The organism is Ruegeria sp. (genome assembly GCF_040830605.1).
GTDB lineage: Bacteria > Pseudomonadota > Alphaproteobacteria > Rhodobacterales > Rhodobacteraceae > Ruegeria.
Genome location: NZ_JBFOMD010000016.1, coordinates 104,435 through 129,113 on the forward strand (window position 1 = coordinate 104,435; position 24,679 = coordinate 129,113).

The following is a 24,679-nucleotide window of genomic DNA, read 5'->3' on the forward strand; positions in this document are numbered from 1 at the left end:
ACCGCCCCCAAAATAGACACCCAAACCACAAACGAAAACCCCGGCCGCGGCGCCGGGGTTTCGTCATAAACGAGTATAGGCGCTTATTCAGCAGCCTCGGGCGCGTCACCATCGCTGGGCGGCTTGGACTCTGCAGCGGGCTTGGCTGGTTCCGCAGGGGCCGCTTTCGGCTTGCGGGTGCGCGGACGGCGGGCGGGTTTTTCCGCAGCGGGCTTGGCCTCAGCCGCCTCAGCTTTGCTCGTATGGCTTTCGGGCGTGTCCACCAGACCACTGCCCTGTTCACCGGCATCAGCCGTAAAATCCAGCACATCCGGTTGCGGCGCCTCGGCCGGATCGGCGGCGCGGGCAGCGGCCTCGCGTTCCTGCCGCTCGGCGCGCTCGCGGTCGCGCTCGGCCTGACGCTCGCGGTTCTGGCGTTCCTGCTCTTCGCGACGCGCCTCGATCTCGCGCTGAGCCTCGCTCAGCAGCCGCAGATAATGCTCGGCATGCTGCTGGAAATTCTCGGTTGCAACACGGTCATTGGACAGCTGCGCATCGCGGGCCAGCTGATTGTATTTGTCAATGATCTGCTGCGGCGTGCCACGCACCTTGCCTTCGGGGCCCGAACTGTCGAACACCCGATTAACGACATTGCCACCAGAAGGACGGTTGCGGTTATTCTTCGCCCGCGAGCGGGATTTGGAAGATCTCATCTTGTTTAACGTCAGCCTTGTACTTCGTCGCCGATGGACCCAATTCGATGCCAATTACTGCGGCCGAGCTTACGGGTCGTCGACTTATTTTGGGCTTGGCGTCGAGGGCGCGCTGAGAGAGCGTCAACCTCATCGACCTCTTTGAGTAAGCATGTCCGGCGCGCGCAGGCAAGGGGGTCGTAGGAAAATTCGCAGCTTTTTTACATCAACTGGCATATTTCAGCCTCACTTGCCCCGGTTTCAGCCCGGTGCACGGGCGCTGACGACCCGGTCGCGCCCGTCCAGATCCGGAATCACGCGGATATCCGCCAGCCCGGTTGCGTCGAACAGCGCGGCTACCATGCGGGCCTGTGTCGGGCCAATCTCAACCACCAGGCGCCCGCCCGGCATCAGATGGTCGGGCGCCCCGGCGGCGATGCGGCGATATGCGCCCAGCCCGTCCCCCTCATCGGTCAGCGCCATGCGCGGCTCATGCTCGCGCACCTCGGCCGCCAGATCCTCCATCTCGTCGAGCGCGATATAGGGCGGGTTCGAAACAATCAGATCGAACGCGCCGTCAATGTCGCTGAACCAGTCGGACTTCGCGATCTCGACCCGCGCATCGACCCGGTGCAGCACCGCATTGGCCCCTGCCTGCAGGCAGGCCCCCTCGCTCAGATCAACGCCCAGACCGGTGGCGCTGGGACGCTCGGCCAGCAGCGTGACAAGGATACAGCCCGAGCCCACGCCCAGATCCAGCACCCGGTCGAACGGTTCCGACAGCGCCGCCTCGATCAGCGTCTCCGTTTCGGGGCGCGGGTCCAGCACGTCGCGGCTGACCTTGAAGCGGCGGCCGTAGAAATCGCGCTCGCCCAGCAGATGCGAAACCGGAACCCGGATCGACCGCAGCGAGATAAGCTGTTCATATCGCTCGGCAATCTCCGGAGACAGCTCGTCCGGCGCGATCAGAGTAACCCGGCTGGCCTCGATCCGCGCCGCATGGGCCAGCAGCAGCCGCGCATCGCGCGCCGGATCGGCAACACCCGCCGCCCGCAGGCGCGCGGTCGCGGCCACCATGGCCTGTGCCGCTGTCGATGCGCCGCTCATTGCGCCATCTCGGCCAACAGCCGCGCCTGGCCGTCGGCGGTCAGCGCGTCGATGACCTCGTCCAGATCGCCCTGCATCACCTGATCCAGCTTGTAGAGCGTCAGGTTGATGCGGTGATCGGTCATCCGGCCTTGAGGGAAATTATAAGTGCGGATGCGTTCCGACCGGTCGCCCGAACCCACCTGGCTGGCCCGATCCGCCGAGCGCTCGCTGTCGATGCGCTGGCGCTCCAGATCATAGAGCCGGGTCTTGAGCACCTGCATCGCGATCTCGCGGTTGCGGTGCTGTGATTTCTCGGAGCTTGTCACCACGATGCCGCTGGGAATATGGGTGATCCGCACCGCCGAGTCGGTGGTGTTCACGTGCTGCCCGCCCGCGCCCGAACTGCGCATGGTGTCGATACGGATGTCATTTGCGTCGATCTGGATGTCCACATCCTCGGCCTCGGGCAGCACCGCCACGGTCGCCGCCGAGGTATGGATACGCCCGCCGCTTTCGGTCTCGGGCACGCGCTGCACCCGATGCACACCGGATTCGTATTTCAACCGGGCAAAAACGTTGGCGCCCCTGATATGGGCCACCACTTCCTTGATGCCGCCCAGTTCGGTCTGCTGTTCCTCGATGATCTCGAACTGCCAACCCCGCGCCTCGGCGTAGCGCTGATACATGCGCAGCAGGTCGCCCGCAAACAACGCCGCCTCGTCCCCGCCGGTCCCGGGCCGGATTTCCAGCATCGCAGGCCGCGCATCGGCCTTGTCCTTGGGCAAAAGCGCCAGTTGCAGTGCATGCTCGGCCTCGGGGATACGGGCCTGCAGGTCCGGGATTTCCTCTTCGGCCAGTTCCTTCATATCCGGATCGGACAGCATCGCCTCGGCCTCGGCCAGATCGGCCACCAATTGCCGCCAGAGCGCGATCTGCTCGACCACCGGCTTGAGGTCGGAATACTCCTTGGCCAGTGCGGCGATATCCCCGCCCGACGCACCATCGGCCATGGCGGCTTCGAGATACTGAAACCGCTGGGTGATCTGTTCAAGGCGTTCTTCTGGGATCATCTGGGCGGTGTCCGACATCCCGGGGCTTTGGTCAAGGGGCCAGACTGTGCTAGGCTGGTGACATGAAACGATTTGTCGTCATCCTGTGCCTGCTGGCAAACCCGGTTCTGGCGGATGTGGTCGGCCCCGGCGGCAAGGTGCAGGACTGCTATTGCACCGACCGCTCTGGCGCCCGCGTTGAACTGGGAGAAATGATCTGCCTGCAGGTGGATGGCCGCATGTTCATGGCCCAGTGCCAGATGTCACTGAACGTGCCGATGTGGCGCGAGGTGCAGGAAGGGTGCTTGTCATCGGGGCTGGACCAATCATGGCCTGATCTCCAAGTGCCATCTGCTTTCAACAACACCCTGTGATCCGTCAAAGATCGTCCCACCTGCTCAGCTTGTATTTCTTTCGCTGATACCATCGGAGCAAAATGGACAGCGCAACAAGGGGAACTGCGGCCAAGAATGCAGGTCCGACAATGTCGGGGATACAAATTCTACCGTCTAACAAAAACCTAAGCGCCGCATTAACGGTTCCTATTGAAACGACCAAGAAGAGAAACAGATACACATTCGACAAAGCCGACTCCCAATAGAGAAATGGCCTGGGTTCAAAGCCAATCACTGCCAGCCGTCGAAGGTCCGAGTCGATACTGATGTGCTTGGTTAGCCCGACACCTTCCATCTCAACCTGCGCGCGTTTGAACTTTCGCTCGTAGGAGCTGATGCCAGTTTCAGAGGGTGTATCCGTCACTCTGTTACGCACCCTTTACATCTGCCCCAACCACCCGTCGACGCGCGCCTTGTTCACTCCAAAATCCTTGCGCCCGAACCTTAGACGCCCATGAATTCGCAGATTATCACCGTCCTGTTGCGCCGTGGTGTAGTCGGGAAATCCGATCACCTTGGTGCGCGAGATATAGGTGATCATCCCCTCCTCCACCGACCCGGCCAAAACCTTGGTGCGCGGCGCTACACGGGCGATTGCATCGAACCGCGCCAGCCCGTCCGGCCCGGTCTGCACCACCCGCAGAATACCGCCCTTGAAATCCCTGTCGGTCTCACCCTGCGGCGCCACGTGCCACTCCGCCGGATCCGATGGCGCCAGCCGTATGTAACCTGCCCCAAGGATCACCCCTATCAGCAGCAGCCAGAGAATGGTCATAACGCGTCCCATGAAACCCCTCGGAACAGACTAATTGTGGAACCCGCCGCCACAGGCCACCCCTATCGCGACGTCACACCGGGAAGGACACACAGCAGTTCATACAGCAGATTGGCGCCGGTCAGCGCCGTGTTGCCCGACGGATCGTAAGGCGGCGACACCTCGACCAGATCGCATCCCACGATGTTGAGCCCCTTGAGCGCACGGACCAGTTCCAGCGCCTGAGGTGTCGTCAGCCCGCCAATCTCGGGCGTGCCGGTACCGGGCGCATAGGCGGGATCGAGGCTGTCGATGTCATAGGTCACATAAACCGGACGATCCCCGATATCGCGGCGGATCTCGGTCGCCATCGGGGCCAGGCTGCGATACCACAGATCCTCGGCCGGGAAATGCTGAAACCCCCAGCCCTGCGCCTCGGTGAAATCCGTCGCCGCATAGCCCGAGCCGCGAATGCCGATCTGATAGGTCTTGTCGGGCTGGATCAGCCCCTCTTCATATGCGCGGCGAAACACGGTGCCATGGGTCTCGCGCTCACCGAACATCTCGTCATTCACATCCGCATGGGCATCCACATGCACCAGTGCCACCGGCCCATGCTTGGCCGCCACCGCGCGCAGGATCGGCAGGGTGATCGAGTGATCGCCCCCCATCGCCACCGGGATCACGCCACTGGCGAGAATGCCGTCATAGCTGGATTTGATGATCTTCAGGCTTTCGGCCAGCGAAAACGTGTTGATCGCCAGATCGCCGATATCGGCAATCTGCAGGCTGTCAAAAGGCGCCGCCCCCGTGGCCATGTTGTAGGGCCGGATCATCGCGCTCTCGGCACGGATCTGTTTGGGTCCGAACCTTGTGCCCGAGCGCCACGAGGTGCCGATATCCATCGGAATACCCAGCACCGCCACGTCCAGCCCGTCCAGCGCACTGGCCTGCGGCAGACGCATGAAGGTATTCGGGCCGGAAAACCGCGCCAGATCGTTGCCGCTGATCGGTTGATTGAAGCTGCTCATGTGATCTTGTTCCATCCCAGCAAACAGATGATCTGCGTGGCGATATGGGCGCCCGCGATGGCGGTGGCGCCCGAGGTGTCATAGGGCGGCGATACCTCGACCACGTCCCCGCCCTTGATATTGATCCCGGCAATGTCCCGCAGGATGATCGACGCCTGGATCGAGGTGATTCCGCCCCAGACCGGCGTGCCGGTGCCGGGGGCAAAGGCCGGGTCCAGCCCGTCGATGTCAAAGCTCAGATAGACCGGATTGTCGCCCACAATCCCCCTGATCTTCTGCGCCACGGCGGCGGGGCCGGATTCGTAGACCTCACGCGCGTCGATAATGTTGACGCCCAGCGTATCCTCGTTAGTGGTCCGTATCCCCACCTGAACCGAGCGTTTCGGGTCCACCAGACCCGATTTCACCGCCTTGTAGAACATGGTGCCGTGATCCACGCGGCTCATGTCATCGTCGGCCCAGGTGTCGGTATGGGCATCGAACTGCAGCAGCGACATCGGCCCGAATTTCTCGGCATAGGCCTTGAGGATCGGAAAGCTGATATAGTGATCCCCGCCCAGCGTGACCGAGGCGACATCGGCGGCCAGAATGGTGCGGATATGCTCGGTCAGCGTGTCGGGAAAGGCCGGGATGTTGGCATAGTCATAGGCCATGTCGCCATAATCGACGATGGCCAGCTCGCTCAGCGCGTCAAACGGCCAGCCATAAGGCGCGTCGGGCGACTGCAGCGCGCTGGCCTCGCGGATCGCGCGCGGTCCCAGCCGCGTGCCCGGCCGGTTCGTCACCGCCTGATCGAAAGGCACCCCGGTCACGGCGATATCGACGCCTTTCAGGTCCTTGGTATAGAGCCGCCGCAGAAAGGATGTCGCCCCGCCAAAGGTGTTTTCATAGGACAACCCCTTGAGTTCGGAATTGGTGAACGCCTCGTCCACCTGGGTCTTTGCATCTTCCAGAGCCATACTGATTTGGTCCTTGCCTTGGTTCCCGGCAGAACGGCGACGCGCGAAAACGTCAAGCCACGGGCTGCGCCCTCTCCACGATCCGCGCGAAGAAGGACGCGCCCACCGGCGCGATATCGTCGTTGAAGTTGTATTTCGGATGGTGCAGGCCAGCCCCCTCGCCCTGCCCGAGGAACAGATAGGCGCCGGGCCGGGCCTGCAGCATGTACGAGAAATCCTCGGCCCCCATCTCGCGCCCGGAATTGCCGCTGACACGCCCCTCGCCTGCAACCTCGCGCGCCACCTCGGCGGCAAACCCGGCCTTCTCGGGGTCGTTGATGGTGGCTGGATACCCCACGGTATATTCCAGTTCCGCCTCCACCCCATATGACGCCGCCTGCCCCGTCACGATCTGCGCCATCCGCTCCCTCACCATCTTCTGCACCTGGCGGTCAAACGTGCGCACCGTGCCGTTGAGATAGGCGGTATCGGGGATCACATTGTCCACGGTGCCGGTATGGATCTGGGTGACCGAGACCACCAGATCGTCCAGCGCATAATGGTTGCGGCTGACGATGGTTTGGATCGCCTGCGCGATGCCACAGGCCGCCATCACCGGGTCGCGGGTCTCATGCGGCATGGCCCCATGCCCGCCGGTGCCCTGGATGTGGATATCGAACGTGTCCACCGCCGCCATGATCGGTCCGGGCGTGGTATAGAACGCCCCCGCCTCGACGCCGGGCGCATTGTGCAGCGCATAAACCTCGGCGATGCCGAACCGGTCCATGACGCCTTCATCCACCATGACACCCGCCCCGCCGCCGGTCTCTTCGGCGGGCTGAAAGATCAGCGCCACACGGCCCGCAAAATTCCGCGTCTCAGCCAGATAGCGCGCCGCACCCAACAGCATCGTGGTGTGCCCGTCATGCCCGCAGGCGTGCATCTTGCCGGGGTTTTGCGAGGCATAGTCCACCCCCGTCTCCTCAGCAATCGGCAGCGCATCCATATCGGCACGCAACCCGATGGTCGGCCCCGCGCCCCGACCTTCGATGATCGCGACGATCCCGGTCTGCGCAATCCCCTCGTGGATCTCATCCACCCCAAACGCGCGCAGCCGCGCCGCAACGAAACCCGCCGTTTCAACGCAATCAAAGGCCAGTTCCGGGATGGTATGCAGATGCTTGCGCCACGCGGCCATGTCGGCGGCAAACTCGGCAATACGGTTCACGATGGGCATTGAGGCTAGACTCCTTGGCCGGACTGCGGGATGGATGCATCTGACACCGGAACGAGGGCCTTCGCAATGCCAGAAAACCCGCTGATCCACGACTCCGACGCCGGGATCGAACGCCTGCTGGAAATCATGCGCCGCCTGCGCGATCCGCAATCGGGCTGTCCTTGGGATATCGAGCAGAGTTTCGCCACCATCGCGCCTTACACGATCGAAGAGGCGTACGAGGTCGCCGACGCCATCGAACGGCAGGCCTGGGACGAGCTGAAGGGCGAGTTGGGGGACCTTCTGTTCCAATCCGTCTTCCACGCTCAGATGGCCGAAGAAGCCGGGCATTTTGGCTTTCAGGACGTGGTGCGCACCATGTCCGACAAGATGGTCGACCGCCACCCGCATGTGTTCGGCGACGAGAATCGCGACAAATCCGCTGAACAGCAGACCCGCGACTGGGAGGCGATCAAGGCCGCCGAGCGCGAAGGCAAGGAACAGAAAGGCGCGCTGGACGGCGTCGCCGCCAACCTGCCCGCCCTGCTGCGCGCCCACAAGCTGCAAAAACGCGCCGCCCGCGTCGGCTTCGACTGGCCCGATGCCAGCTTCGTGCTGGCCAAGATCACCGAAGAGGCCGCCGAACTGCAAGAGGCGCGCGACAGCATGGATGCCGACGCGCTCGAGGACGAATTCGGCGACCTGCTCTTTGTGATCGTCAACCTGGGCCGCCATCTGGATATCGAGCCCGAGGCCGCCCTGCGCCGCACCAACGCCAAGTTCACCCGCCGCTTCACGCAGGTCGAGGCGCGCCTGGCCGCGCGCGGACGTACCCCGCAGCAAAGCACGCTCGATGAGATGGACGCGCTCTGGGACGAGGTCAAACACGACGAGAAACAGGCCGGCAAGATCACCGCCTGATGCTTCTTCTTGCTCCAAATACGCAAAGCCCGGCCTATGCACCCGCGCGCCCTCTGGACAAGGGCGGGCCGGAATGCAACTGTCCCGCTTCGCAAGCGAGGAGCCGCAGATGAGCGCGCGCAAGATCATCATCGACACCGACCCCGGACAGGACGACGCGGTTGCGATCCTGCTGGCGCTGGCCAGCCCCGACGAGATCGAGCTGCTGGGCATCACCGCCGTTGCCGGCAACGTGCCCCTGGCCCTGACCGCCAAGAACGCGCGCATCGTCTGCGAACTGGCCGGAAAGACGGATGTGCCGGTCCATGCGGGCTGCGAGGCACCGCTCAAACGCAAGCTGGTCACCGCCGAACATGTACATGGCAAGACCGGACTCGACGGCCCCGTCTTGCCCGATCCCGAGATGCCGCTGGCCGAGGGCCACGGCGTCGATTTCATCATCGACACCCTGCGCGCCCACGACCCCGGCACAGTGACGCTCTGTCCGCTGGGCCCGCTCACCAATATCGCCACCGCCTTCCAGAAGGCCCCGGATATCGTCACCCGCGTGCAAGAGATCGTGCTGATGGGCGGGGCGTATTTCGAGGTGGGCAACATCACGCCCACGGCCGAATTCAACATTTACGTCGACCCGGAAGCCGCTGATATCGTGTTCAAATCCGGCGCTCCTATTGTGGTGATGCCGCTCGATGTCACCCACAAGGCACTGGTCACCAAGCCCCGCAACGACGCCTTTCGCGCGTTGGACAGCGGCGTCGGCATCGCCGTGGCCGAAATGACCGATTTCTTCGAACGTTTCGACAAGGAAAAATACGGCTCCGAAGGCGCCCCCTTGCACGATCCCTGCGTCACCGCCTATCTGATCCGGCCCGAGCTGTTCAAAGGCCGCCGTGTCAATGTGGAGATCGAGACGCAATCCGATCTGACCCTCGGCATGACCGTCGCCGACTGGTGGGGCGTGACCGACCGCGCGCCCAACGCGCTCTTCATGGGCGATCTGGATGCGGACGGGTTCTTTGCTCTGCTCACCGAACGGCTGGCCCGGCTATGAGTGCCGCGCTACGCCTTGCCCGCCCCGATGACCTCGACCGGCTGATGTCCCTCGTGGGCGCCTTTCACGCCGAAGAGGGCCTGCAGGACACCGATGAGACACGCCGCGACGCACTCTTGCCGCTGCTCGAAGGCATTCCGCATGGCTGCGTCTACCTGATCGGCCCTGCCCGCGCGCCGCTGGGCTATATCGTCATCACTTTCGGCTGGTCGGTCGAGTTTGGTGGCATGGACGGGTTCGTGGACGAGATTTACATCCGCCCGGCCGTGCGCGGGCGCGGCATCGCCTCGGAAATCCTGCTGGACCTGCCCAAGGCTCTGGCGGCGGCGGGCGTCAAGGCTCTGCATCTGGAAGTGGATCGCGAAAACGAAAAGACCCAGCGCCTCTACCTGCGCACCGGCTTCAAGGCGCGCGAGCGTTACATGCTGATGACGAAACCGCTCTGACCCTTACAGATCCCGGCCGAAAAACAGCAGGTTCTCGGCAAAATCATCGGGCGGATCATAAAATGGCGCAATCGGGTCAAAGCCCAGACTTTCATAAAGCCCGATCGCCTCATGCAGCCGCGTGGTTGTGTCCAGCACCATCCGGCGATACCCGTCGCGCCGGGCCTGCGCCATCGCTACCTCACAGATCGCCCGCGCCGCGCCGTGGCCGCGTGCGGCCTCGCTGACATAGACCCGTTTGATCTCGCACACCCCGTCAGCAACCCGGTGGGTCATGCCACAGCCCACGACTTGCCCCTCCAGATCCGCCACAAAGATCGCGCCCTCGGGCGCCTTGTGCAGCTCCGGCAGGCGGGTCAGCAGATCCTCGAACGTATCACTGTTGTAATAGCGGTGCAGAAACTGCGGGTGATCGGACCAACGCTCGGCCAACACGGCGCGATAAGCGCGGCAGAGCGCCCGCACCTCGGCGTGGTCACGATCGTTTTGCGGCTGTCTGACGGTAAGCTGCGCCATTGTCTCTCTCCGGTACCGGTCAAGTTTAAACTCGGGCCCCGGCGTTGCAATCCCGGCGAAGCCCCGCCCGCCCGGAACCGTTCCGGCAAGAATTGGCTCCTGCTCGAAACATAGCCCCGCATCAACACTAAGTTCTGTCCGTCCGGGCCTGCACGACTTCGCGCCCGGAGTAAAAACAGACAACGGAGATGATCCATGAAGTTCTGGATGATAGGTACATTGAGCCTTGCAAGCGTCACCTTATCGGCCTGCGACACGCTCACACCCGAGCAGCGCACCGTGGCAGGCGTTGCGGGCGGCGCGGCTGCGGGCCTGATCGCGGCGGACGTGCTCGAAGCCGATGACGACTGGCGCCTGATCGCCGCCCTTGCCGGTGCCGCCGCCGGTACCGTTGTGGCGCAGAACAACCGGACCCAGCAATGCGCCTATGCGCGGGGCGACGGCACCTATTACACCGCCGCCTGCTGAAAAGAACGAAAAACCCCGCCGGAGGCAGGTCCGGCGGGGTCCATAGCGTGGGTCGTGGTGTCAATCGGCCTGATCAGGTCGCCGGGGGCAACACCACGCAATCGCTAGCGTCCAGTTCCTGAACCGGGTCGGTCGGGCCGCATTCCTCGCCGCTGACCGGATAGGTCTCAGGCTCGGTGCAGGCCGCAAGCAAAGTCAGAAACGCAGTGAGCGCCAGCATGGACAATCTTGTCGGGGTCATATCGGTCTCCTTTCACTCCGGGACGTCGCGAAAAGGATGAACATATGCCCCACCGCCAGGCGTTGACGTCGATCAAACCGGCCATATGACGTCGCGGAAATGCAAAACCCCCGCCACATCGACGGGGGTTTGTGATGCCGCATTCGGCCCGGGTTATTTCAGGATCGAACGGCCTGCATATTCGGCCACTTCACCCAAGCTTTCCTCGATCCGGATCAGCTGGTTGTACTTGGCCAGCCGGTCCGAACGCGCCAGCGAGCCGGTCTTGATCTGACCGCAATTCGTGGCCACGGCCAGATCGGCGATGGTGGCATCCTCGGTCTCGCCCGAGCGGTGCGACATCACGTTGGTGTAACGCGCCCGGTGCGCCATATCGACGGCACGCAGGGTCTCGGTCAGCGAGCCGATCTGGTTCACCTTGACCAGCATCGAGTTGGCGCAGCCCCGCCCGATACCGTCGGCCAGACGCGCCGGGTTGGTCACGAACAGGTCGTCGCCCACCAGCTGCACCTTGTCACCGATGGCATCGGTCAGCGCCTTCCAGCCGTCCCAGTCATCCTCGGACATGCCATCCTCAATCGAGATGATCGGATAGTCGGTCACCAGCGCCGCCAGATAGGCAACATTCTCGTCGCTGCTCAGCGTCTTGCCCTCGCCCGACAGCACGTATTTGCCATCCTTGAAATACTCGGTCGCGGCGCAATCGAGGGCCAGATAGATTTCCTCACCCGGCTTGTAGCCCGCCTTCTCGACCGATTTCAGAATGAAATCCAGCGCTTCACGGGTCGAGGCGATGTTGGGGGCAAAACCGCCCTCGTCGCCGATGCCGGTGCTCAGCCCCGCCGCCGACAGCTCTTTCTTGAGCGTGTGAAACACTTCCGAGCCCATGCGCACCGCGTCGCGGATATTGTCCGCAGCCACCGGCATGATCATGAATTCCTGAATGTCGATGGGGTTGTCGGCATGTTCGCCGCCATTGATGATGTTCATCATCGGCACCGGCAGCACCCGGGCCGAGGTGCCGCCCACATAGCGATAAAGCGGCTGGGTGGTGAAATCGGCCGCCGCCTTGGCCACCGCCAGCGACACGCCCAGAATGGCGTTGGCGCCCAGACGGCCCTTGTTCTCGGTCCCGTCCAACTCGATCATCGTGGTGTCGATGGCTACCTGCTCGGTCGCATCAAACCCCACCAGTTCCTCGGCAATCTCACCGTTGACGGCTGCAACCGCCTCCAGAACGCCCTTGCCCAGATACCGGCCCTTGTCGCCATCGCGCTTTTCCACCGCCTCATAGGCTCCGGTCGAGGCGCCCGAGGGCACGGCGGCGCGGCCCATGGTGCCGTCCTCCAGGATCACGTCCACCTCAACCGTGGGATTGCCCCGGCTGTCCAGGATTTCGCGCGCGTGGATGTCGATAATGGTGCTCATGAAGCCGATCCCTGACTATGCGTTGAGTTGCCAGCGTCATAGCAGCACCGGGTGAAAAGTAAACCGGGATTGTTATCGCTAACACATGGGGAAGCGGCGGTTTAAGGCGAATGCCTCGGTGTTTGCGCCAACAACCGGCGGCAAATCTCCGATCTGAGGCAGCAGGCCGCAGGTCAGGCCGCGGCCAGCGCCATCTCGCGGGCCAGACGGCGTTCACGTACAAAGGTGTAAAGCCCCGACCCGATGATCAGAGACGCGCCCAGCAGGGTCAGCGTGTCGGGCCTCTCTCCAAAGACCAGCATACCCGCAAGGATCGAGAATAGCAGCCGTGTGTAGCGGAACGGGGTGATTGCCGAGGCCTCACCCACCCGCATCGCGGTGACGATGCCATAATACCCCAGCACACCAAAAACCAGGGCCCCGGCATAGGGCCAGATCTGCCCTTGCTGCAGCGGCGCGACCGGTTCCGAGGTGAACAGCATCAGCGCCGCGCCGGACAGGATCAGCGCCAGATAGGCCTGCGAGGCGACCACCGCCGAGGGCACCCTGGGGTCGATCAGTCGAGTGATCAGATCGCGCGCGGCGATGGCGATGACCGTGGCCACCACAAAAAGCGACTCGGGCTGGAACGCGTCCGTGCCGGGCCGGATGATCAGCAACACGCCCGCGAAGCCCACAAAAATCGCGCTCCACCGGCGCCACCCCACCTGCTCGCCCATGAACAGCGCCGCGCCCATGGTGATGGTCAGCGGCAAGGCCTGAAACACGGCGGCCACGGTCGAGAGATCGACCAGAGACAATGCGGTCACGAAGGTCAGCGCCCCAACGGTCTCGGTCGCGGCCCGCAGCAACGGAATCGGCTGCCAGGCCTGCCGCAGAAAGATACGTTTGCGGGTGACAACCGCCATGCCGAGAAACACAATGGAGCTGACCACCCCCAGAACCACCAGGATCTGCCCGGTCGAAACGGTACCCGAGAGCTGCTTGACGAACATGTCCTCAAGCGTGAAAGCCGCCATCGAGGCGATCACCAGCAGGATGCCGTTTATGTTGTTCATGCGCGTTTCCATCGGTTCCGGGGCCGGACATCCAGACCACCAAAACCGCATGGTTCCAATCACGGCAAGCGATATTGCGGCAAGTTCGATGAAATGACGTTGGGCGCCCCATCGCGTTTCGTGATGCGTCCTGACCCTAGCTCTTTTTGATCGGAACGCCGTAAAGCTCCAGCTTGTGCCCCTTGAGGCGGTAGCCCAGCTTGGCTGCGATCTTTTCCTGCAGCACCTCGATCTCGGGATCGACGAATTCGATCACCTCACCCGAGTTCAGGTCGATAAGATGGTCGTGGTGGTCGCGCTCTGCATCCTCATACCGCGCCCGCCCGTCGCCGAATTCGAGCCGTTCGAGGATCCCCGCTTCTTCGAACAATTTGACGGTCCGGTAGACGGTTGCGATCGAAATCCCGTCATCCAGCGCCGAGGCGCGGGCATAGAGCTCTTCGACATCGGGGTGATCATCGCTCTCCTGCAGCACCCGGGCGATGATCCGGCGCTGTCCGGTCATCCGCAGGCCCTTGGCCTCGCATCGGGCGATGATCGTGTCCGGCATGATGCCTCCCCTCGGTTTCTGGTCCACTGGTTTAATACGTCCGGGCGCGGACGGCTACAGGGTTTTGTGATCTGCGCCAAGCGGTTTGTGCAGGTGCCGGGTCGTCAGGCTGCTCACCCCGCAAGGCGCAGATCGGCCCAGACCGGCAGGTGGTCGGATGCGATATGCGCCGGGCGGTCGGCATGCACGCCATGGGCCCGCACCGAAAGCCCGGAACTGAGCGCGATGCGGTCGAGCGACCCCAGCGGCTGCGCCGCCGGAAAGCTGGGCAGCGGCGGCAGAAAACGCATGTCGGGCACCAGATGATCCAGAACCGGCTGGCGCGACCAGTCGTTGAAATCCCCGGCCCAGACGGTGGGCATGTCGGACAGGGCGCGGCTGTCCTGCCGCATGTGGATCACCTGTTCGCGCCGGGACCGCGCCAGCAGGCCCAGATGCAGGCCGACGACCCGCAGGGGGCCAAGAACCGTGTCGAACTCCACCCGCACCGCGCCGCGCGGCTCGAACCCCGGCAGATCGTGATGGCCGGTCTTGCGCACCGTGATATCGGGGCCCCGCCAGATCACCGCATTGCCATGCCATCCCAGACTGCCCGCCCCGCCCAGATCGGCGATCTGCCAACCCGCCTCGTCCAGCATGAAATGCGGCAGCGCCGCCGGGCGCGGCGGCAGGCGCTTGTCGGCCTCCTGCAGCACCACGATCTGCGCGCGCAGCCTATCCAGCACCTGCAGGATGCGCTGCGGCTGGCGGCGCAGGTCGAGGCCGACGCATTTCTGGATGTTGTAACTGGCCAGACGCAAGGTATCGGGGCGCGGAGAATCGGGTCTGGTCATTGCAATCCGGTTTTTCTGGTATCTCCTAGTTTGCCATTGCCATCGGGCAGTGCAAGGCCCTGACCGATTCTGTGGTGGAAAGCGTGAAAGAAGGGGGCTGTCTGCCCCCTCGCCCGGATTGCATCTGGGCTTCACCCCCGAGGATATTTTTGAACAGAAGAAGGATCAGGTGCCGCAGAAGGTGGCGCGGACAACCTCTGAGTCCGCCGGCGGGCGGGTGAGGTCGGTGTAGTCGGGCTGATCGTCATAGGGTGTGGACAAGGCGGCGCTGAGGCGCTGGAACGGCGCATAGTCGCCCTGAACAGCGGCCTGGATCATCTGTTCGACGCGGTGATTGCGCGGGATGAAGGCCGGGTTGGCGGTGCGCATCGTCGCGCGGGGGGCGACCTCGCGCGCGGTGCGAGCCTGCCAGGTCTCGGCCCAGCTGTCATAGGCACTGGGGTCGGTGAACTGGCCGCGGGCGGTCCCGGTGCCGAGCGCGCGGAAGGTGTTGGTGAAATCGGCCTGGTTCTGTGCCATGCGGGTCAGCAGGTCGGAGATCAGTTGCAAATCGTCGTCCTCCGCCGTGGCAAGGCCGATCTTGGCGCGAAAGCGGGTCAGCCAGTGATCCTGCAGCAGATCGGGCATGGCGTGGACGATTTCTGTGGCTTCCTCGACGGCGGCCTGTTTGTCCTCCATTTGCTGGATCAGGGCGGTCGCCAGTTGGGCCACATTCCAGACCGCAATATCGGGCTGGTTGGCATAGGCATAGCGTCCCATCCGGTCGATGGAACTGTAGACCGTGTTCGGATGGTAGCTGTCCATGAAGGCGCAGGGGCCGTAGTCGATGGTCTCACCCGCAATCGAGCAATTGTCGGTGTTCATCACCCCATGGATGAAGCCCACGCTCATCCATTGCGCGATCAGACGAGCCTGTGCGTCGCGGACGCATTTGAGCAGCCCCATCGGGCCCTGCGCGTCCGGGTAATGGCGGGAAATGGCGTAGTCGGTCAGCGCCTTCAGGCTGGCCAGATCGCCGCGCGCCGCGAAGACCTGAAAGGTGCCGACCCGCAGATGGCTTTGTGCTACGCGGGTCAGCACGGCGCCGGGCATCGGCGCCTCACGCAGCACGACCTCGCCGGTTTCCACGGCAGCCAGTGCCCGGGTGGTCGGGATGCCGAGCGCATGCATCGCCTCCGAGATCACGTATTCGCGCAGCACAGGCCCCAGCCACGCGCGGCCATCGCCCTGCCGCGAAAACGGCGTGCGGCCCGAGCCCTTGAGCTGAATGTCGCGGCGGATCCCGTCGCTGCCCACCGTCTCGCCCAGCAGCACCGCGCGCCCGTCGCCCAGTTGCGGATTGTAATGGCCGAACTGATGGCCGGAATAAAGCTGCGACAGCGGCTGCGCGCCATCGGGAATGGCGTTGCCCGCAAAGGTCTGCGCCATCTCCCCGACCTCGCCGGGGGTGATCCCCATCAGCCGGGCCAGATCGTCATTGAACGCGACCAGCTTAGGCGCGCCCACCGGTTCCGGCTCTTGCTGCGCGTAGAAGGCGCCCGGCAGGCGGGCATAAGAGTTATCGAACGGGATCGTCAGGGTCATGCGCCGAACATATGCCTCAGATGCAGGATTGCCATAGCGGATCCTGCGCGCGCCTTGCATAATCGCATCGAAAACCGACGAGGCGCCCATGACCCCGCAAGAGATCATCGACCATCTGCAATTGCAGGCCCATCCCGAGGGCGGCTGGTACCGCCAGACATGGGTTGCCGGGAATGAAGGCCGCGCCACCGGCACCTGTATCTACTTCCTGCTGCAGGCGGGCGAGGTCAGCCACTGGCACAAGGTGGATGCCACCGAGATCTGGCTCTATCATTCGGGCGCCCCACTGGTGCTGTCGATGAGCGCCACCCGGGGTGGCCCGGCGCGGGACCATTTGCTGACCCCCGACCTGAGCCAAGGCGCCCCGCAACTGATCGTGCCCAAAAACCACTGGCAGGCCGCCCGCAGCACCGGAGACTACACGCTGGTCAGTTGCACCGTCTCACCGGGCTTCCGGTTCGAGGGGTTCGAACTGGCCGAACCCGGCTTCGACATCCCGCGCGGCTGACCTCAAGGGATCAATCCGCCATCCGGCCAAAGGGCCAAAGCCGTCCCTTCATGCTCCAGCTGAGGCCAAACGCCACCAGCGCGAGCGCCTCGAACCAAAAGGTCAGATCGTTGCGGTTCCACCAGTCCAGCCCGCTCGTGCCCGGCCGGAACACCAGCGCCTTTATGACCAGCGCCGCGATCGCCAGCAGGATCAGCACGCCAAAGATCAGATACCAACGGTTGCGGCGCCCCTTGTTCGCGCCCAGCCGAATCTCTTTGTTCTCGGCCCGCAGCGCACAGGTTTTGGACTGCGGGCGCCGAAAGACGACGATCGAGAAATAGGCCAGGATCAGGAACATGCCCCCAGCGGAGATGAAATGCAGATTGGTCAGGATCACGTTCGTAACCCCCGTGCCCGCCCAGAAATCGAACCCCGGCACACCGGTCACCGTTGGCGGATCAAACGCATCTCCGCCCGTGACATCGTTCAGAAACACCCGCGCCGTGCTGCCGCCGAACGACTCGCAGCCCGCTCCATCGGTCGGGAAAAACGCCACACCCCAGGCACAGAGCCCGGCCAGACGTGCCAGCCAGATATCCAACGGCTTGTGCCCCAGATACCCGTCCACCCGGCCCGTCGTACCCGTCTGCCCATCCGGCAGCTTGTAGAAGAACAACAGCAACACGCCGATGAAACTGAGCGCGCCCACCAGAATATCGCCTCCGATCCGCGTGAAGTAATAATGGCTGATCGAATCGATGGTCGGGCAGGCTCCGCCAAGCCCACCTGCCACCAGCAAGGCAAACGGCAACCCGAAAGCGGCAAGTCCGACACTCTTGTTGATCGCCCTGAGGCTGACCTGAAACGGCAGGCCGCTGTCGGCATCCTGTTCAAGTACATGAAATTCCTGTTCTGAAATCATCTTCAACCCTCCACCGGAGTCTACCAATGGGGGCATCATCACCCGCAACAGGCGATCTGACAAGAATCCCCTGCGACCGGGCTTGTGAGTGAGGCTTTGACGCGGCAGGCTGTGCACCATGGATCACACGGCCCTGATCAAATCCCTGCCCGCCGAGACCCGCGCCACGTTGATGGAGCGGTCGGACGGGCTCGGGCTGCGCCATCTGGCGCTCTATCTCTGCGCGCTCCTGCTATGCACGGCGGGGATTGCCACGCGCATACCTCTCTGGCCCGTTCTCCTGCTGCCGCAGGGCATTCTGCTGGTGTTCCTTTTCACGTTGTCACACGAATGCACCCACAAGACGCCGTTCCGGTCCGGCTGGCTGAACGAGGCGGTGGGGCATCTGGTGGCGCTGCTCATCGCCCTGCCCTTCGTCTGGTTCCGCTATTTCCACCTGGCGCATCACAAATGGACCAACGACCCCGCGCGTGACCCGGAACTGGCGGGCAAGCCGCGCCCTGACAGCCGGGCCAGCCTGCTCATCTATCTCAGCGGCTGGTTCTACTGGAAAGGCATGGCCGGCACGCTGGTGAATAACGCCTTTGGCCGCATCGACGCGCCCTACCTGCCCGCGCGCCAGCACGGTGCGATGCGGCTTGAGGCGCGGGTTTTGCTGGCGCTCTATGCGCTTGCCGCGCTCAGCCTGCTGGCCTCGCCGGTGCTGTTCTGGATCTGGCTGCTGCCGCTGCTGATCGGCCAGCCCGTCCTGCGGCTCTATCTGCTGGCCGAACATGGGCTGTGCCCGCTGGTGGCAAACATGCTGGAAAACTCGCGCACCACCTTCACCAACCGGATCGTGCGGTTTCTGGCGTGGAACATGCCCTATCATGCCGAACATCACGCGCTTCCGAACGTCCCCTTCCACAAGCTGCCCGCGTTCCACGACTGGACCCGGGCGCATCTGAAATCCACATCGGACGGCTATATCGAATTCACGTCAGACTACGCACGCTCGCTGGCACGCTGACGATCCCGCCGCCCACCAGCGCTTTCACACCGGTGGTACCCGGGCACGAGGTCGGCATGCGCCGGGCCACACGCACGGCAAGATAGGCAAAGGCCTGCGCCTCAAGCATGTCGCCGTTCAGCCCGACGCTTTCCACCGGTTCGACCGGACAATCGAGCGACACCCGCAGCATCTCCATCAGCACCGGGTTATGACGCCCGCCGCCGGTGACCAGCAGGCGCTTGGGCGATTTGGGGCAATGCTCCATCCCTTGCGCCACTCCGGCGGCACACATGGCGGTGAGCGTGGCGACGGCATCGGCATCGTTCAGCTCTTTCACCAGCCCGATCATCTCGGCAAAATCGTTTCGATCCAGGGATTTGGGCGGCATTCGCGAAAAATAGGGCTCAGCCAGAAACAGTTCCAGCGCGCCAGTCTCAACCGTGCCCTTCATCGCCACCGCCCCGTCGCGATCCATCGGCAACCCTAGCCGCGCACGCATCAAGTCATCCACGGGTGCATTGGCGGGCCCGGTGTCGAAGGCCAGCAGCGCGCCCGGCTCTTCCGGGCGGTCAAATCCCGGGTCCACATAAGTCAGGTTGCCGACACCGCCCAGGTTGAGGAAACAGAGCGGCTCGGTCGCGCCCGTCCACTTGGCGCAGGCAAAGTGAAAGAACGGCGCCAGCGGCGCGCCCTCGCCGCCCATGGCCACATCGTCCGAGCGGAAATCCCACACAACCGGCACCTTCAGCGCATCGGCCAGCGCCGTGCCATCCCCCACCTGCAAGGTGCCCTGCCCGCGCGGATCATGTGCCAGCGTCTGGCCGTGAAAGCCGACCAGTTCGGCGTCCTCGATCCCTGCCAGCGCCTCGGCATGGATACGGGTGGTCAGCGCGGCGGCGGCCTCGACCTCCTCCCCCTGCCACTTGCCCAGACTGGCGCGCAGAACCGCGCGTTCTTCTTCGGAATAAGAGCGGTACCGGCTGTCACCGAAGTCGAAGATCGACAGCCCGTCAGTCTCGACCATCGCGGCGTCGACCCCATCCAGAGACGTGCCAGACATCGCCCCCAGCGCCCGTACTGCCCCGGCCTTCGATATGGCCTTGTTCATGGCCTTGTCCTTCCGTTCCCTGCCGCCTCGTTCTGCCGCGTATTTTTGCACCGATACCCGGTTTCCACTTTCCGGAATGCCCTTTATACCGTGCAACGCAATTCAGACCCGAGGCAAGACATGACCTACCATCCCAAATCGGATTTCATCGCTGTGATGATGGAGCGCGGCTTTCTCGCCGACTGCACCGATTACCAGGGCCTCGACGAGGCGCTGTTACAGGGATGCCAGCCCGCCTATATCGGGTTCGACGCGACCGCCGAGTCGCTGCATGTGGGCTCGCTCATCCAGATCATGATGCTGCGCTGGCTGCAGAAAACCGGCCACAAGCCGATCACGCTTATGGGCGGCGGCACCACCAAGGTGGGCGATCCGTCCTTCCGCGCCGATGAACGCCCGCTGCTGGGGCCGGAACAGATCGACGCCAATATCGCCGGTATCCGCAAGGTGTTTGCGGCCTATATCGACTATGACAGCGGCGCCGACAACGTGGCGCTCATGCTGAACAATGCCGAGTGGCTGGACGGCCTCAACTACCTCGATTTTCTGCGCGATATCGGGCGGCATTTCTCGGTCAACCGGATGCTGGCCTTTGAATCGGTGAAATCGCGGCTGGACCGCGAACAATCGCTCAGCTTCCTCGAATTCAACTACATGATACTGCAGGCCTATGACTTCCTTGAACTGAACCGCCGCTATGGCTGCATCCTGCAGATGGGCGGCTCGGACCAGTGGGGCAACATCGTCAACGGCATCGACCTGACGCGCCGGGTGCTGGATCACGAGATCTACGGCCTGACCTCGCCGCTGCTGACCACCTCGGACGGCAAGAAGATGGGCAAATCGCAATCCGGTGCCGTCTGGCTGAACGGCGACATGCTGAGCCCTTACGAGTTCTGGCAGTTCTGGCGCAACACCACCGACGCGGATGTGGGCCGGTTCCTGAAGCTCTATACCGAGCTGCCGGTGGAGGAATGCAACCGTCTGGGCGCGCTGGAAGGCTCCGAGGTCAACGCCGCCAAGGTGATCCTCGCCAATGAGGTCACCGCGCTGCTGCACGGTCGCGAGGCCGCTGCCGCCGCCGAGGCCACCGCGCGCGAAGTGTTCGAAAAGGGTGGTATTGGCGACGATCTTCCAACCCTGACGCTGAACGCGGATGAACTGGGTGACGGGATTTCTATCGTGCAGCTGATCGTGAAATCCGGCCTCGCCAAGTCGGGCAAGGAGGCCAAGCGCCTGATCGCCGAGAACGGCGCCCGCATGGACGACGCACCGCTGACCGATGCCGGGCTGATGATCGACGCCGGGGCCCTGACCTCTCCCATCAAGCTGAGCGCGGGCAAGAAGCGCCACGCTTTGGTCCAGCTAGGCTAACCAACCAACCAGCCGATCAGGCTGAGCACCACGAAAATCGGAACCGACAAGGCGGTCGCCAACAACAAGGCGGCCGCCTTTGTCATGCGCGGGGTTGGCGCCGTCATACCGAACACTTTTGTCATGAGCGGCATTAACCGCGATTTAGGTTTCTGCCCGGTTAATGGCGACCATGTTCGATGCCACCAGCCCGCCCCTGCAACAAAGCCCCGAATTCGCCGCCGCCCTGCGCGCCATCGGGCGGCCGCCGCTGACCCTGCCCGATGGTACCCTTGCCCTGCGCCGCTGTATTTGCGGCCTGCCCGTCACCACGCTGGCGCGCAGCCGCCCCTGCCCCAACGCACTTCCCGACCTCCTCAAGAAAGCGGGCCTGCAAAACACGCTTCTTGTTCTCAGCCCCGACAACTCCACTCCCGATCTGGCCCGTCTCGGCGCGGTCCCAGTGATGAGCCCCGCCACACTCGCCGAACTGGACCTGACCGGCGACCTGCGCGCCAACCTGCGCGGCAAATGGCGCAACCGGCTGGTGCATGTGGAAAAGCAGGGTCTGCGGGTCACCCGGCAAAACATGCCGCTCGACCCGGCCCATTGGCTCTTCAAGGAAGACACCGCACAGCAGCGCCAGCGCGGCTACCGCAGTTGGCCCACCGATCTGACGCTGGCCTATGCACGCGAAAACCCCGGCCAGGCCAAACTCTTCACCGCATTCGCGGGCAAAACCCCGGTCGCGGCGATGCTGTTTCTCTGCCATGGCCGGGCCGCCACCTACCACATCGGCCACACCACCGCGCGCGGACGGCATCACTCGGCCCATACCCTGCTGATGTGGGAGGCGATGCGCTGGCTGGCGCGCAAGGGGTATCACCGCCTCGATCTCGGCCTGATCTCGACCGAGGACGCACCCGGCCTCGCCCGGTTCAAACTGGGCACCGGCGCGCAGGCCCGCCCCCTTGGCGGCACCTGGCTCTGGTGGCCGCGCCTCGGCAAAACCTTGCGTCCCCTTGCCGCGCTCGATGCACGCCTGATGCAGAGCGGCTGGACAGACACCCCCTCCGTCGATTATCTGAACACACGTTCATATCGGGGGAAGAGGAAACCGCCATGCAGCTCAACACCACATCCGCAGTGATCACCGGCGGCGCCTCGGGGCTGGGAGAGGCCACCGCCCGCCACTTTGCCGAGAACGGCGCGCAGGTCACCATCCTCGACCGCGACGCCGAGCGCGGCCAGCAGGTCGCCACCGAGATCGGCGGGCACTTCGCCCAGACCGATGTGACGGATGAGGCGTCGGTCGCTGCTGCCATCGCCCATGCCGTCGATAAAATGGGCAAGATCACCGCATGCGTGAACTGCGCCGGGATCGCCTACGGCATCAAAACCGTGGGCAAGGACGGCCCGCACCCGCTGGACGCGTTCCAACGCACCATCGACATCAATCTGGTCGGCACCTTCAACGTCTCGCGCCTCGCCGCCGCCGAGATGGCAAAGAATGACCCAGAACCCGACGGCGCCCGCGGGGTGATCATCAACACCGCCTCGATCGCCGCCTTTGACGGACAAAAGGGTCAGGCGGCCTATGCGGCATCCAAGGGCGGCGTCGTGGGCATGACCCTGCCGATGGCCCGCGATCTCGCCTCGACCGGTATCCGGGTGATGACCATCGCGCCGGGCATCTTCATGACCCCGATGCTGGCCGGCCTGCCCGAAGAGGTGCAGCAGCAGCTCGCCGCCGATGTGCCCAACCCCGCCCGCCTGGGCGATCCGCGCGAATACGGACGTCTGGCCGGGTTCATCGTCGAGATGGGCTATCTGAACGGCGAGGTCATCCGCATCGACGGCGCGCTCAGGATGCGGTAAACCGCGCCTCATGAGCGAGCGGCAGAAAATGGAGGCCGGCGACTGGTATTGCTGCCTCGACCCCGAACTGGAGGCGCTGCGCCAGCGCGCCCGCCGCGCCGTTCACGTACACAATACCTGCCCGCCCGATGATCGCGGCCCCATGGCGCCCGAGTTGGCGGCGCTCTTCGCCGCACTCGGGCAGGACTGCCTTATCGAGGCGCCGTTCCACTGCGCCTACGGGATCAACCTGTCGCTGGGGGATCGGGTCTATTTCAACGCCGGTTGCGTCGTGCTCGACACCGCCCCGGTGCGGATCGGCAACGACACCATGTTCGGCCCGGCGGTACAGATCTACTGCGCCCAACACGCCAAGGACCCGGCCCGGCGGGCGGAAGGGCTGGAAATTGCCCTGCCCGTCACCATCGGCGAAAACGTGTGGGTCGGCGGCGGCGCGATCATCATGCCCGGCGTCACCATCGGCGACCGGGCGATCGTCGGAGCGGGCAGCGTCGTGACCCGCGATGTGCCCGCCGACGCCACCGTCGTGGGCAGCCCGGCGCGAAACATCGGTTGATCGCCCGCCACCGCCCGGTTTGCTACAGCACGAAAAGCCCGGCCCACGAACGGACCAAGCCGCCATCACAACGCCCTGTTCTGCCCCCAGGTCGCCAGCGCCTCGATCACCGGACGCAGCGCCTGACCCTTTTCGGTCAGGCTGTATTCCACCCTTGGCGGCACCTCGGCATAGACCTTGCGCGACACGATCCCGTCAGCCTCCAACTCGCGCAGTTGCTTGGTCAGGCTGCGCTGCGTCACATTCCCCAGCGCGCGAGCCAGGGCGTTGAACCGCATCGTATCGGCCAGCAGGTGATAGATCACCAGCCCCTTCCATTTGCCCGAGATTTGCTCCAGCGCCGCCTCGACCGGACAGCCGCCGCTGCAATCATAGGTCTCAAAACGATCTGAGCGCTCCGGTGCTCCAACAGTATCCATTTTGTACCTACCCTCATGAATTGTGCGTACTTGCGGATCATACACCGGGCGCGCAAATCTGCGCCAGCACAACTGAACCGGAGAATTAATCATGCCGCTGACCATCCTCGCTCAGATCACCGCCCAACCCGGCAAGGAAGCGCTGGTGCGCGCCGAACTGGAAAAGCTGATCCCGATCACCCGCGCCGAAGAGGGCTGCATTCAATACGATCTGCATGTGGACAACTTCAACCCAGGCTTTTTCGTGTTCTACGAAAACTGGCAGAATCGAGAGCTCTGGCAGACCCACATGAACGCCCCGCACTTGGCCGCCTACATGGCGGCGACCGACGGGGCAGTGGCCGAGTTCACGCTGAACGAAATGACCGGGATCGGCTGAGCGTCGACACTCAAATCCGGGCCGTCCGGACGGCCCGGATTTGGTACAAAACGGAAGAACCCAGGTCGAAACCCGGTACAAAGCAGACTATCCCGCCTCGGATTTCTCTTCCAGCACCAGCCACTCCTCCTCGGCGGCTGCAAGCTTTTCCTGCCGCTGAACCAGCGCCTCGGTCGCCTTCTGAAACTTGTCCGGCTCGCGGGGGTATATCTCGGGAGTCGCCGGATGCTTTAAAAAATGAAGTACGCGATGCCGGCGCCGATGTCGTGGTGGTCCTGAGCCACAAAGGCTTTGATGTAGATAAGAAGATGGCAGACCGGTGTCAGGGGAGAGATGTGATCCTA

Annotated in this window: 31 protein-coding genes; 12 read left to right on the plus strand and 19 right to left on the minus strand. The window is 63.8% G+C overall.

Annotated features, from left to right (window positions below; genetic code table 11):
- Nucleotides 1-83 precede the first annotated feature (83 nt).
- From AB3N21_RS20395 to prfA, 3 genes are all read right to left on the minus strand, one after another.
- Complete coding sequence (locus AB3N21_RS20395; RefSeq protein WP_367936925.1) at nucleotides 84-692, minus strand: DUF4167 domain-containing protein; 609 nt, start codon at nucleotides 690-692, stop codon at nucleotides 84-86.
- Between the two features lie 240 nt (nucleotides 693-932).
- Nucleotides 933-1,778 (minus strand): peptide chain release factor N(5)-glutamine methyltransferase, encoded by an 846-nt coding sequence (gene prmC, locus AB3N21_RS20400; RefSeq protein WP_367936926.1) that lies wholly within the window; start codon nucleotides 1,776-1,778, stop codon nucleotides 933-935.
- A complete protein-coding gene (gene prfA, locus AB3N21_RS20405; protein WP_171174821.1) occupies nucleotides 1,775-2,830 on the minus strand; it encodes a peptide chain release factor 1 in 1,056 nt (351 codons plus the stop codon). Before prfA ends, prmC begins: the two co-directional genes overlap by 4 nt.
- Before the next feature lie 62 nt (nucleotides 2,831-2,892).
- On the opposite strand from prfA, the gene AB3N21_RS20410 reads away from it, so the two are divergent.
- Entirely contained in the window at nucleotides 2,893-3,183 is a 291-nt protein-coding gene (locus AB3N21_RS20410) for a hypothetical protein (protein ID WP_367936927.1), read from the plus strand.
- 4 nt (nucleotides 3,184-3,187) lie between these two features.
- Here the strand turns inward: AB3N21_RS20410 and AB3N21_RS20415 are convergent, their stop codons facing one another.
- Genes AB3N21_RS20415 through AB3N21_RS20435 form a run of 5 tightly spaced genes read right to left on the minus strand, consistent with a single transcriptional unit; the run spans nucleotide 3,188 to nucleotide 7,164 of the window.
- Nucleotides 3,188-3,580 (minus strand): DUF6404 family protein, encoded by a 393-nt coding sequence (locus tag AB3N21_RS20415; RefSeq protein WP_367936928.1) that lies wholly within the window; start codon nucleotides 3,578-3,580, stop codon nucleotides 3,188-3,190.
- 3 nt (nucleotides 3,581-3,583) lie between these two features.
- Nucleotides 3,584-3,991, minus strand: coding sequence for a DUF1499 domain-containing protein (locus AB3N21_RS20420; protein WP_367936929.1), 408 nt, complete (start codon nucleotides 3,989-3,991; stop codon nucleotides 3,584-3,586).
- 50 nt (nucleotides 3,992-4,041) lie between these two features.
- Nucleotides 4,042-4,989, minus strand: a complete 948-nt coding sequence (gene speB, locus AB3N21_RS20425; RefSeq protein WP_367936930.1) for an agmatinase — start codon at nucleotides 4,987-4,989, stop codon at nucleotides 4,042-4,044.
- Complete coding sequence (speB, locus tag AB3N21_RS20430; protein ID WP_367936931.1) at nucleotides 4,986-5,948, minus strand: agmatinase; 963 nt, start codon at nucleotides 5,946-5,948, stop codon at nucleotides 4,986-4,988. Before speB (AB3N21_RS20430) ends, speB (AB3N21_RS20425) begins: the two co-directional genes overlap by 4 nt.
- Before the next feature lie 52 nt (nucleotides 5,949-6,000).
- Nucleotides 6,001-7,164 carry a M20 aminoacylase family protein gene (locus AB3N21_RS20435; protein WP_367936932.1) on the minus strand — a complete coding sequence of 388 codons (1,164 nt, stop codon included), beginning with the start codon at nucleotides 7,162-7,164 and terminating at the stop codon, nucleotides 6,001-6,003.
- Between the two features lie 66 nt (nucleotides 7,165-7,230).
- Between AB3N21_RS20435 and mazG the strand changes: the two genes are divergently transcribed.
- The 3 genes from mazG (at nucleotide 7,231) to AB3N21_RS20450 (ending at nucleotide 9,561) form a co-directional block, all read left to right on the plus strand.
- A complete protein-coding gene (gene mazG / locus AB3N21_RS20440) occupies nucleotides 7,231-8,064 on the plus strand; it encodes a nucleoside triphosphate pyrophosphohydrolase (RefSeq protein WP_367936933.1) in 834 nt (277 codons plus the stop codon).
- Between the two features lie 109 nt (nucleotides 8,065-8,173).
- On the plus strand, nucleotides 8,174-9,115 hold the full coding sequence (locus AB3N21_RS20445) for a nucleoside hydrolase (protein ID WP_367936934.1): 942 nt from the start codon (nucleotides 8,174-8,176) through the stop codon (nucleotides 9,113-9,115).
- On the plus strand, nucleotides 9,112-9,561 hold the full coding sequence (locus AB3N21_RS20450) for a GNAT family N-acetyltransferase (RefSeq protein ID WP_367936935.1): 450 nt from the start codon (nucleotides 9,112-9,114) through the stop codon (nucleotides 9,559-9,561). The genes AB3N21_RS20445 and AB3N21_RS20450 overlap by 4 nt, the downstream gene beginning before the upstream one ends.
- 3 nt (nucleotides 9,562-9,564) lie before the next feature.
- On the opposite strand, the gene AB3N21_RS20455 is transcribed toward AB3N21_RS20450, so the two are convergent.
- Nucleotides 9,565-10,077: a GNAT family N-acetyltransferase gene (locus AB3N21_RS20455; protein WP_367936936.1), complete on the minus strand. Its 513-nt coding sequence runs from the start codon at nucleotides 10,075-10,077 to the stop codon at nucleotides 9,565-9,567.
- A 195-nt stretch (nucleotides 10,078-10,272) separates the two neighbouring features.
- Here AB3N21_RS20455 and AB3N21_RS20460 point away from each other — a divergent pair, with 195 nt between their 5' ends.
- The gene (locus AB3N21_RS20460) at nucleotides 10,273-10,545 is read left to right on the plus strand and encodes a glucose-6-phosphate isomerase (RefSeq protein ID WP_367936937.1); all 273 of its coding nucleotides are present in this window, start codon (nucleotides 10,273-10,275) and stop codon (nucleotides 10,543-10,545) included.
- Nucleotides 10,546-10,618: 73 nt separating this feature from the next.
- Here AB3N21_RS20460 and AB3N21_RS20465 read toward each other — a convergent pair whose 3' ends face one another.
- The 6 genes from AB3N21_RS20465 to AB3N21_RS20490 form a co-directional block, all read right to left on the minus strand.
- Nucleotides 10,619-10,786 carry a hypothetical protein gene (locus AB3N21_RS20465; protein WP_171174127.1) on the minus strand — a complete coding sequence of 56 codons (168 nt, stop codon included), beginning with the start codon at nucleotides 10,784-10,786 and terminating at the stop codon, nucleotides 10,619-10,621.
- Between the two features lie 153 nt (nucleotides 10,787-10,939).
- Nucleotides 10,940-12,214 carry a phosphopyruvate hydratase gene (gene eno / locus AB3N21_RS20470; protein ID WP_367936938.1) on the minus strand — a complete coding sequence of 425 codons (1,275 nt, stop codon included), beginning with the start codon at nucleotides 12,212-12,214 and terminating at the stop codon, nucleotides 10,940-10,942.
- Between the two features lie 173 nt (nucleotides 12,215-12,387).
- Entirely contained in the window at nucleotides 12,388-13,272 is an 885-nt protein-coding gene (locus tag AB3N21_RS20475) for a DMT family transporter (RefSeq protein ID WP_367936939.1), read from the minus strand.
- 136 nt (nucleotides 13,273-13,408) lie between these two features.
- Entirely contained in the window at nucleotides 13,409-13,822 is a 414-nt protein-coding gene (locus AB3N21_RS20480) for a Fur family transcriptional regulator (RefSeq protein ID WP_171174133.1), read from the minus strand.
- Nucleotides 13,823-13,935: 113 nt separating this feature from the next.
- Complete coding sequence (locus AB3N21_RS20485) at nucleotides 13,936-14,655, minus strand: endonuclease/exonuclease/phosphatase family protein (RefSeq protein ID WP_367936940.1); 720 nt, start codon at nucleotides 14,653-14,655, stop codon at nucleotides 13,936-13,938.
- A gap of 165 nt (nucleotides 14,656-14,820) precedes the next feature.
- Nucleotides 14,821-16,239, minus strand: a complete 1,419-nt coding sequence (locus AB3N21_RS20490) for a YdiU family protein (RefSeq protein ID WP_367936941.1) — start codon at nucleotides 16,237-16,239, stop codon at nucleotides 14,821-14,823.
- A gap of 88 nt (nucleotides 16,240-16,327) precedes the next feature.
- Between AB3N21_RS20490 and AB3N21_RS20495 the strand changes: the two genes are divergently transcribed.
- Nucleotides 16,328-16,747: a cupin domain-containing protein gene (locus AB3N21_RS20495; RefSeq protein ID WP_367936942.1), complete on the plus strand. Its 420-nt coding sequence runs from the start codon at nucleotides 16,328-16,330 to the stop codon at nucleotides 16,745-16,747.
- A gap of 10 nt (nucleotides 16,748-16,757) precedes the next feature.
- Here the strand turns inward: AB3N21_RS20495 and AB3N21_RS20500 are convergent, their stop codons facing one another.
- A complete protein-coding gene (locus AB3N21_RS20500; protein ID WP_367936943.1) occupies nucleotides 16,758-17,651 on the minus strand; it encodes a hypothetical protein in 894 nt (297 codons plus the stop codon).
- A gap of 118 nt (nucleotides 17,652-17,769) precedes the next feature.
- Here AB3N21_RS20500 and AB3N21_RS20505 point away from each other — a divergent pair, with 118 nt between their 5' ends.
- Nucleotides 17,770-18,660, plus strand: a complete 891-nt coding sequence (locus AB3N21_RS20505) for a fatty acid desaturase (RefSeq protein ID WP_367936944.1) — start codon at nucleotides 17,770-17,772, stop codon at nucleotides 18,658-18,660.
- Here AB3N21_RS20505 and AB3N21_RS20510 read toward each other — a convergent pair.
- On the minus strand, nucleotides 18,626-19,750 hold the full coding sequence (locus AB3N21_RS20510; protein WP_367936945.1) for an anhydro-N-acetylmuramic acid kinase: 1,125 nt from the start codon (nucleotides 19,748-19,750) through the stop codon (nucleotides 18,626-18,628). The two genes, AB3N21_RS20505 and AB3N21_RS20510, sit on opposite strands and share 35 nt — an antisense overlap.
- 120 nt (nucleotides 19,751-19,870) lie before the next feature.
- On the opposite strand from AB3N21_RS20510, the gene tyrS reads away from it, so the two are divergent.
- The 4 genes from tyrS (at nucleotide 19,871) to AB3N21_RS20530 (ending at nucleotide 23,537) form a co-directional block, all read left to right on the plus strand.
- Nucleotides 19,871-21,124, plus strand: coding sequence for a tyrosine--tRNA ligase (gene tyrS, locus AB3N21_RS20515; RefSeq protein ID WP_367936946.1), 1,254 nt, complete (start codon nucleotides 19,871-19,873; stop codon nucleotides 21,122-21,124).
- 172 nt (nucleotides 21,125-21,296) lie between these two features.
- On the plus strand, nucleotides 21,297-22,253 hold the full coding sequence (locus AB3N21_RS20520) for a GNAT family N-acetyltransferase (protein ID WP_367936947.1): 957 nt from the start codon (nucleotides 21,297-21,299) through the stop codon (nucleotides 22,251-22,253).
- Nucleotides 22,226-22,981 (plus strand): 3-hydroxyacyl-CoA dehydrogenase, encoded by a 756-nt coding sequence (locus AB3N21_RS20525; protein ID WP_367936948.1) that lies wholly within the window; start codon nucleotides 22,226-22,228, stop codon nucleotides 22,979-22,981. The genes AB3N21_RS20520 and AB3N21_RS20525 overlap by 28 nt, the downstream gene beginning before the upstream one ends.
- A gap of 10 nt (nucleotides 22,982-22,991) precedes the next feature.
- The gene (locus AB3N21_RS20530; RefSeq protein WP_367936949.1) at nucleotides 22,992-23,537 is read left to right on the plus strand and encodes a sugar O-acetyltransferase; all 546 of its coding nucleotides are present in this window, start codon (nucleotides 22,992-22,994) and stop codon (nucleotides 23,535-23,537) included.
- A 65-nt stretch (nucleotides 23,538-23,602) separates the two neighbouring features.
- On the opposite strand, the gene AB3N21_RS20535 is transcribed toward AB3N21_RS20530, so the two are convergent.
- Nucleotides 23,603-23,956, minus strand: coding sequence for a winged helix-turn-helix transcriptional regulator (locus tag AB3N21_RS20535; protein WP_367936950.1), 354 nt, complete (start codon nucleotides 23,954-23,956; stop codon nucleotides 23,603-23,605).
- A gap of 91 nt (nucleotides 23,957-24,047) precedes the next feature.
- Here AB3N21_RS20535 and AB3N21_RS20540 point away from each other — a divergent pair, with 91 nt between their 5' ends.
- Nucleotides 24,048-24,335: a putative quinol monooxygenase gene (locus tag AB3N21_RS20540; protein ID WP_367936951.1), complete on the plus strand. Its 288-nt coding sequence runs from the start codon at nucleotides 24,048-24,050 to the stop codon at nucleotides 24,333-24,335.
- An 87-nt stretch (nucleotides 24,336-24,422) separates the two neighbouring features.
- Here AB3N21_RS20540 and AB3N21_RS20545 read toward each other — a convergent pair.
- Nucleotides 24,423-24,679 (minus strand): ABC transporter C-terminal domain-containing protein (locus AB3N21_RS20545; protein ID WP_367936952.1); only part of this gene is annotated, 257 nt, incomplete at its 5' end.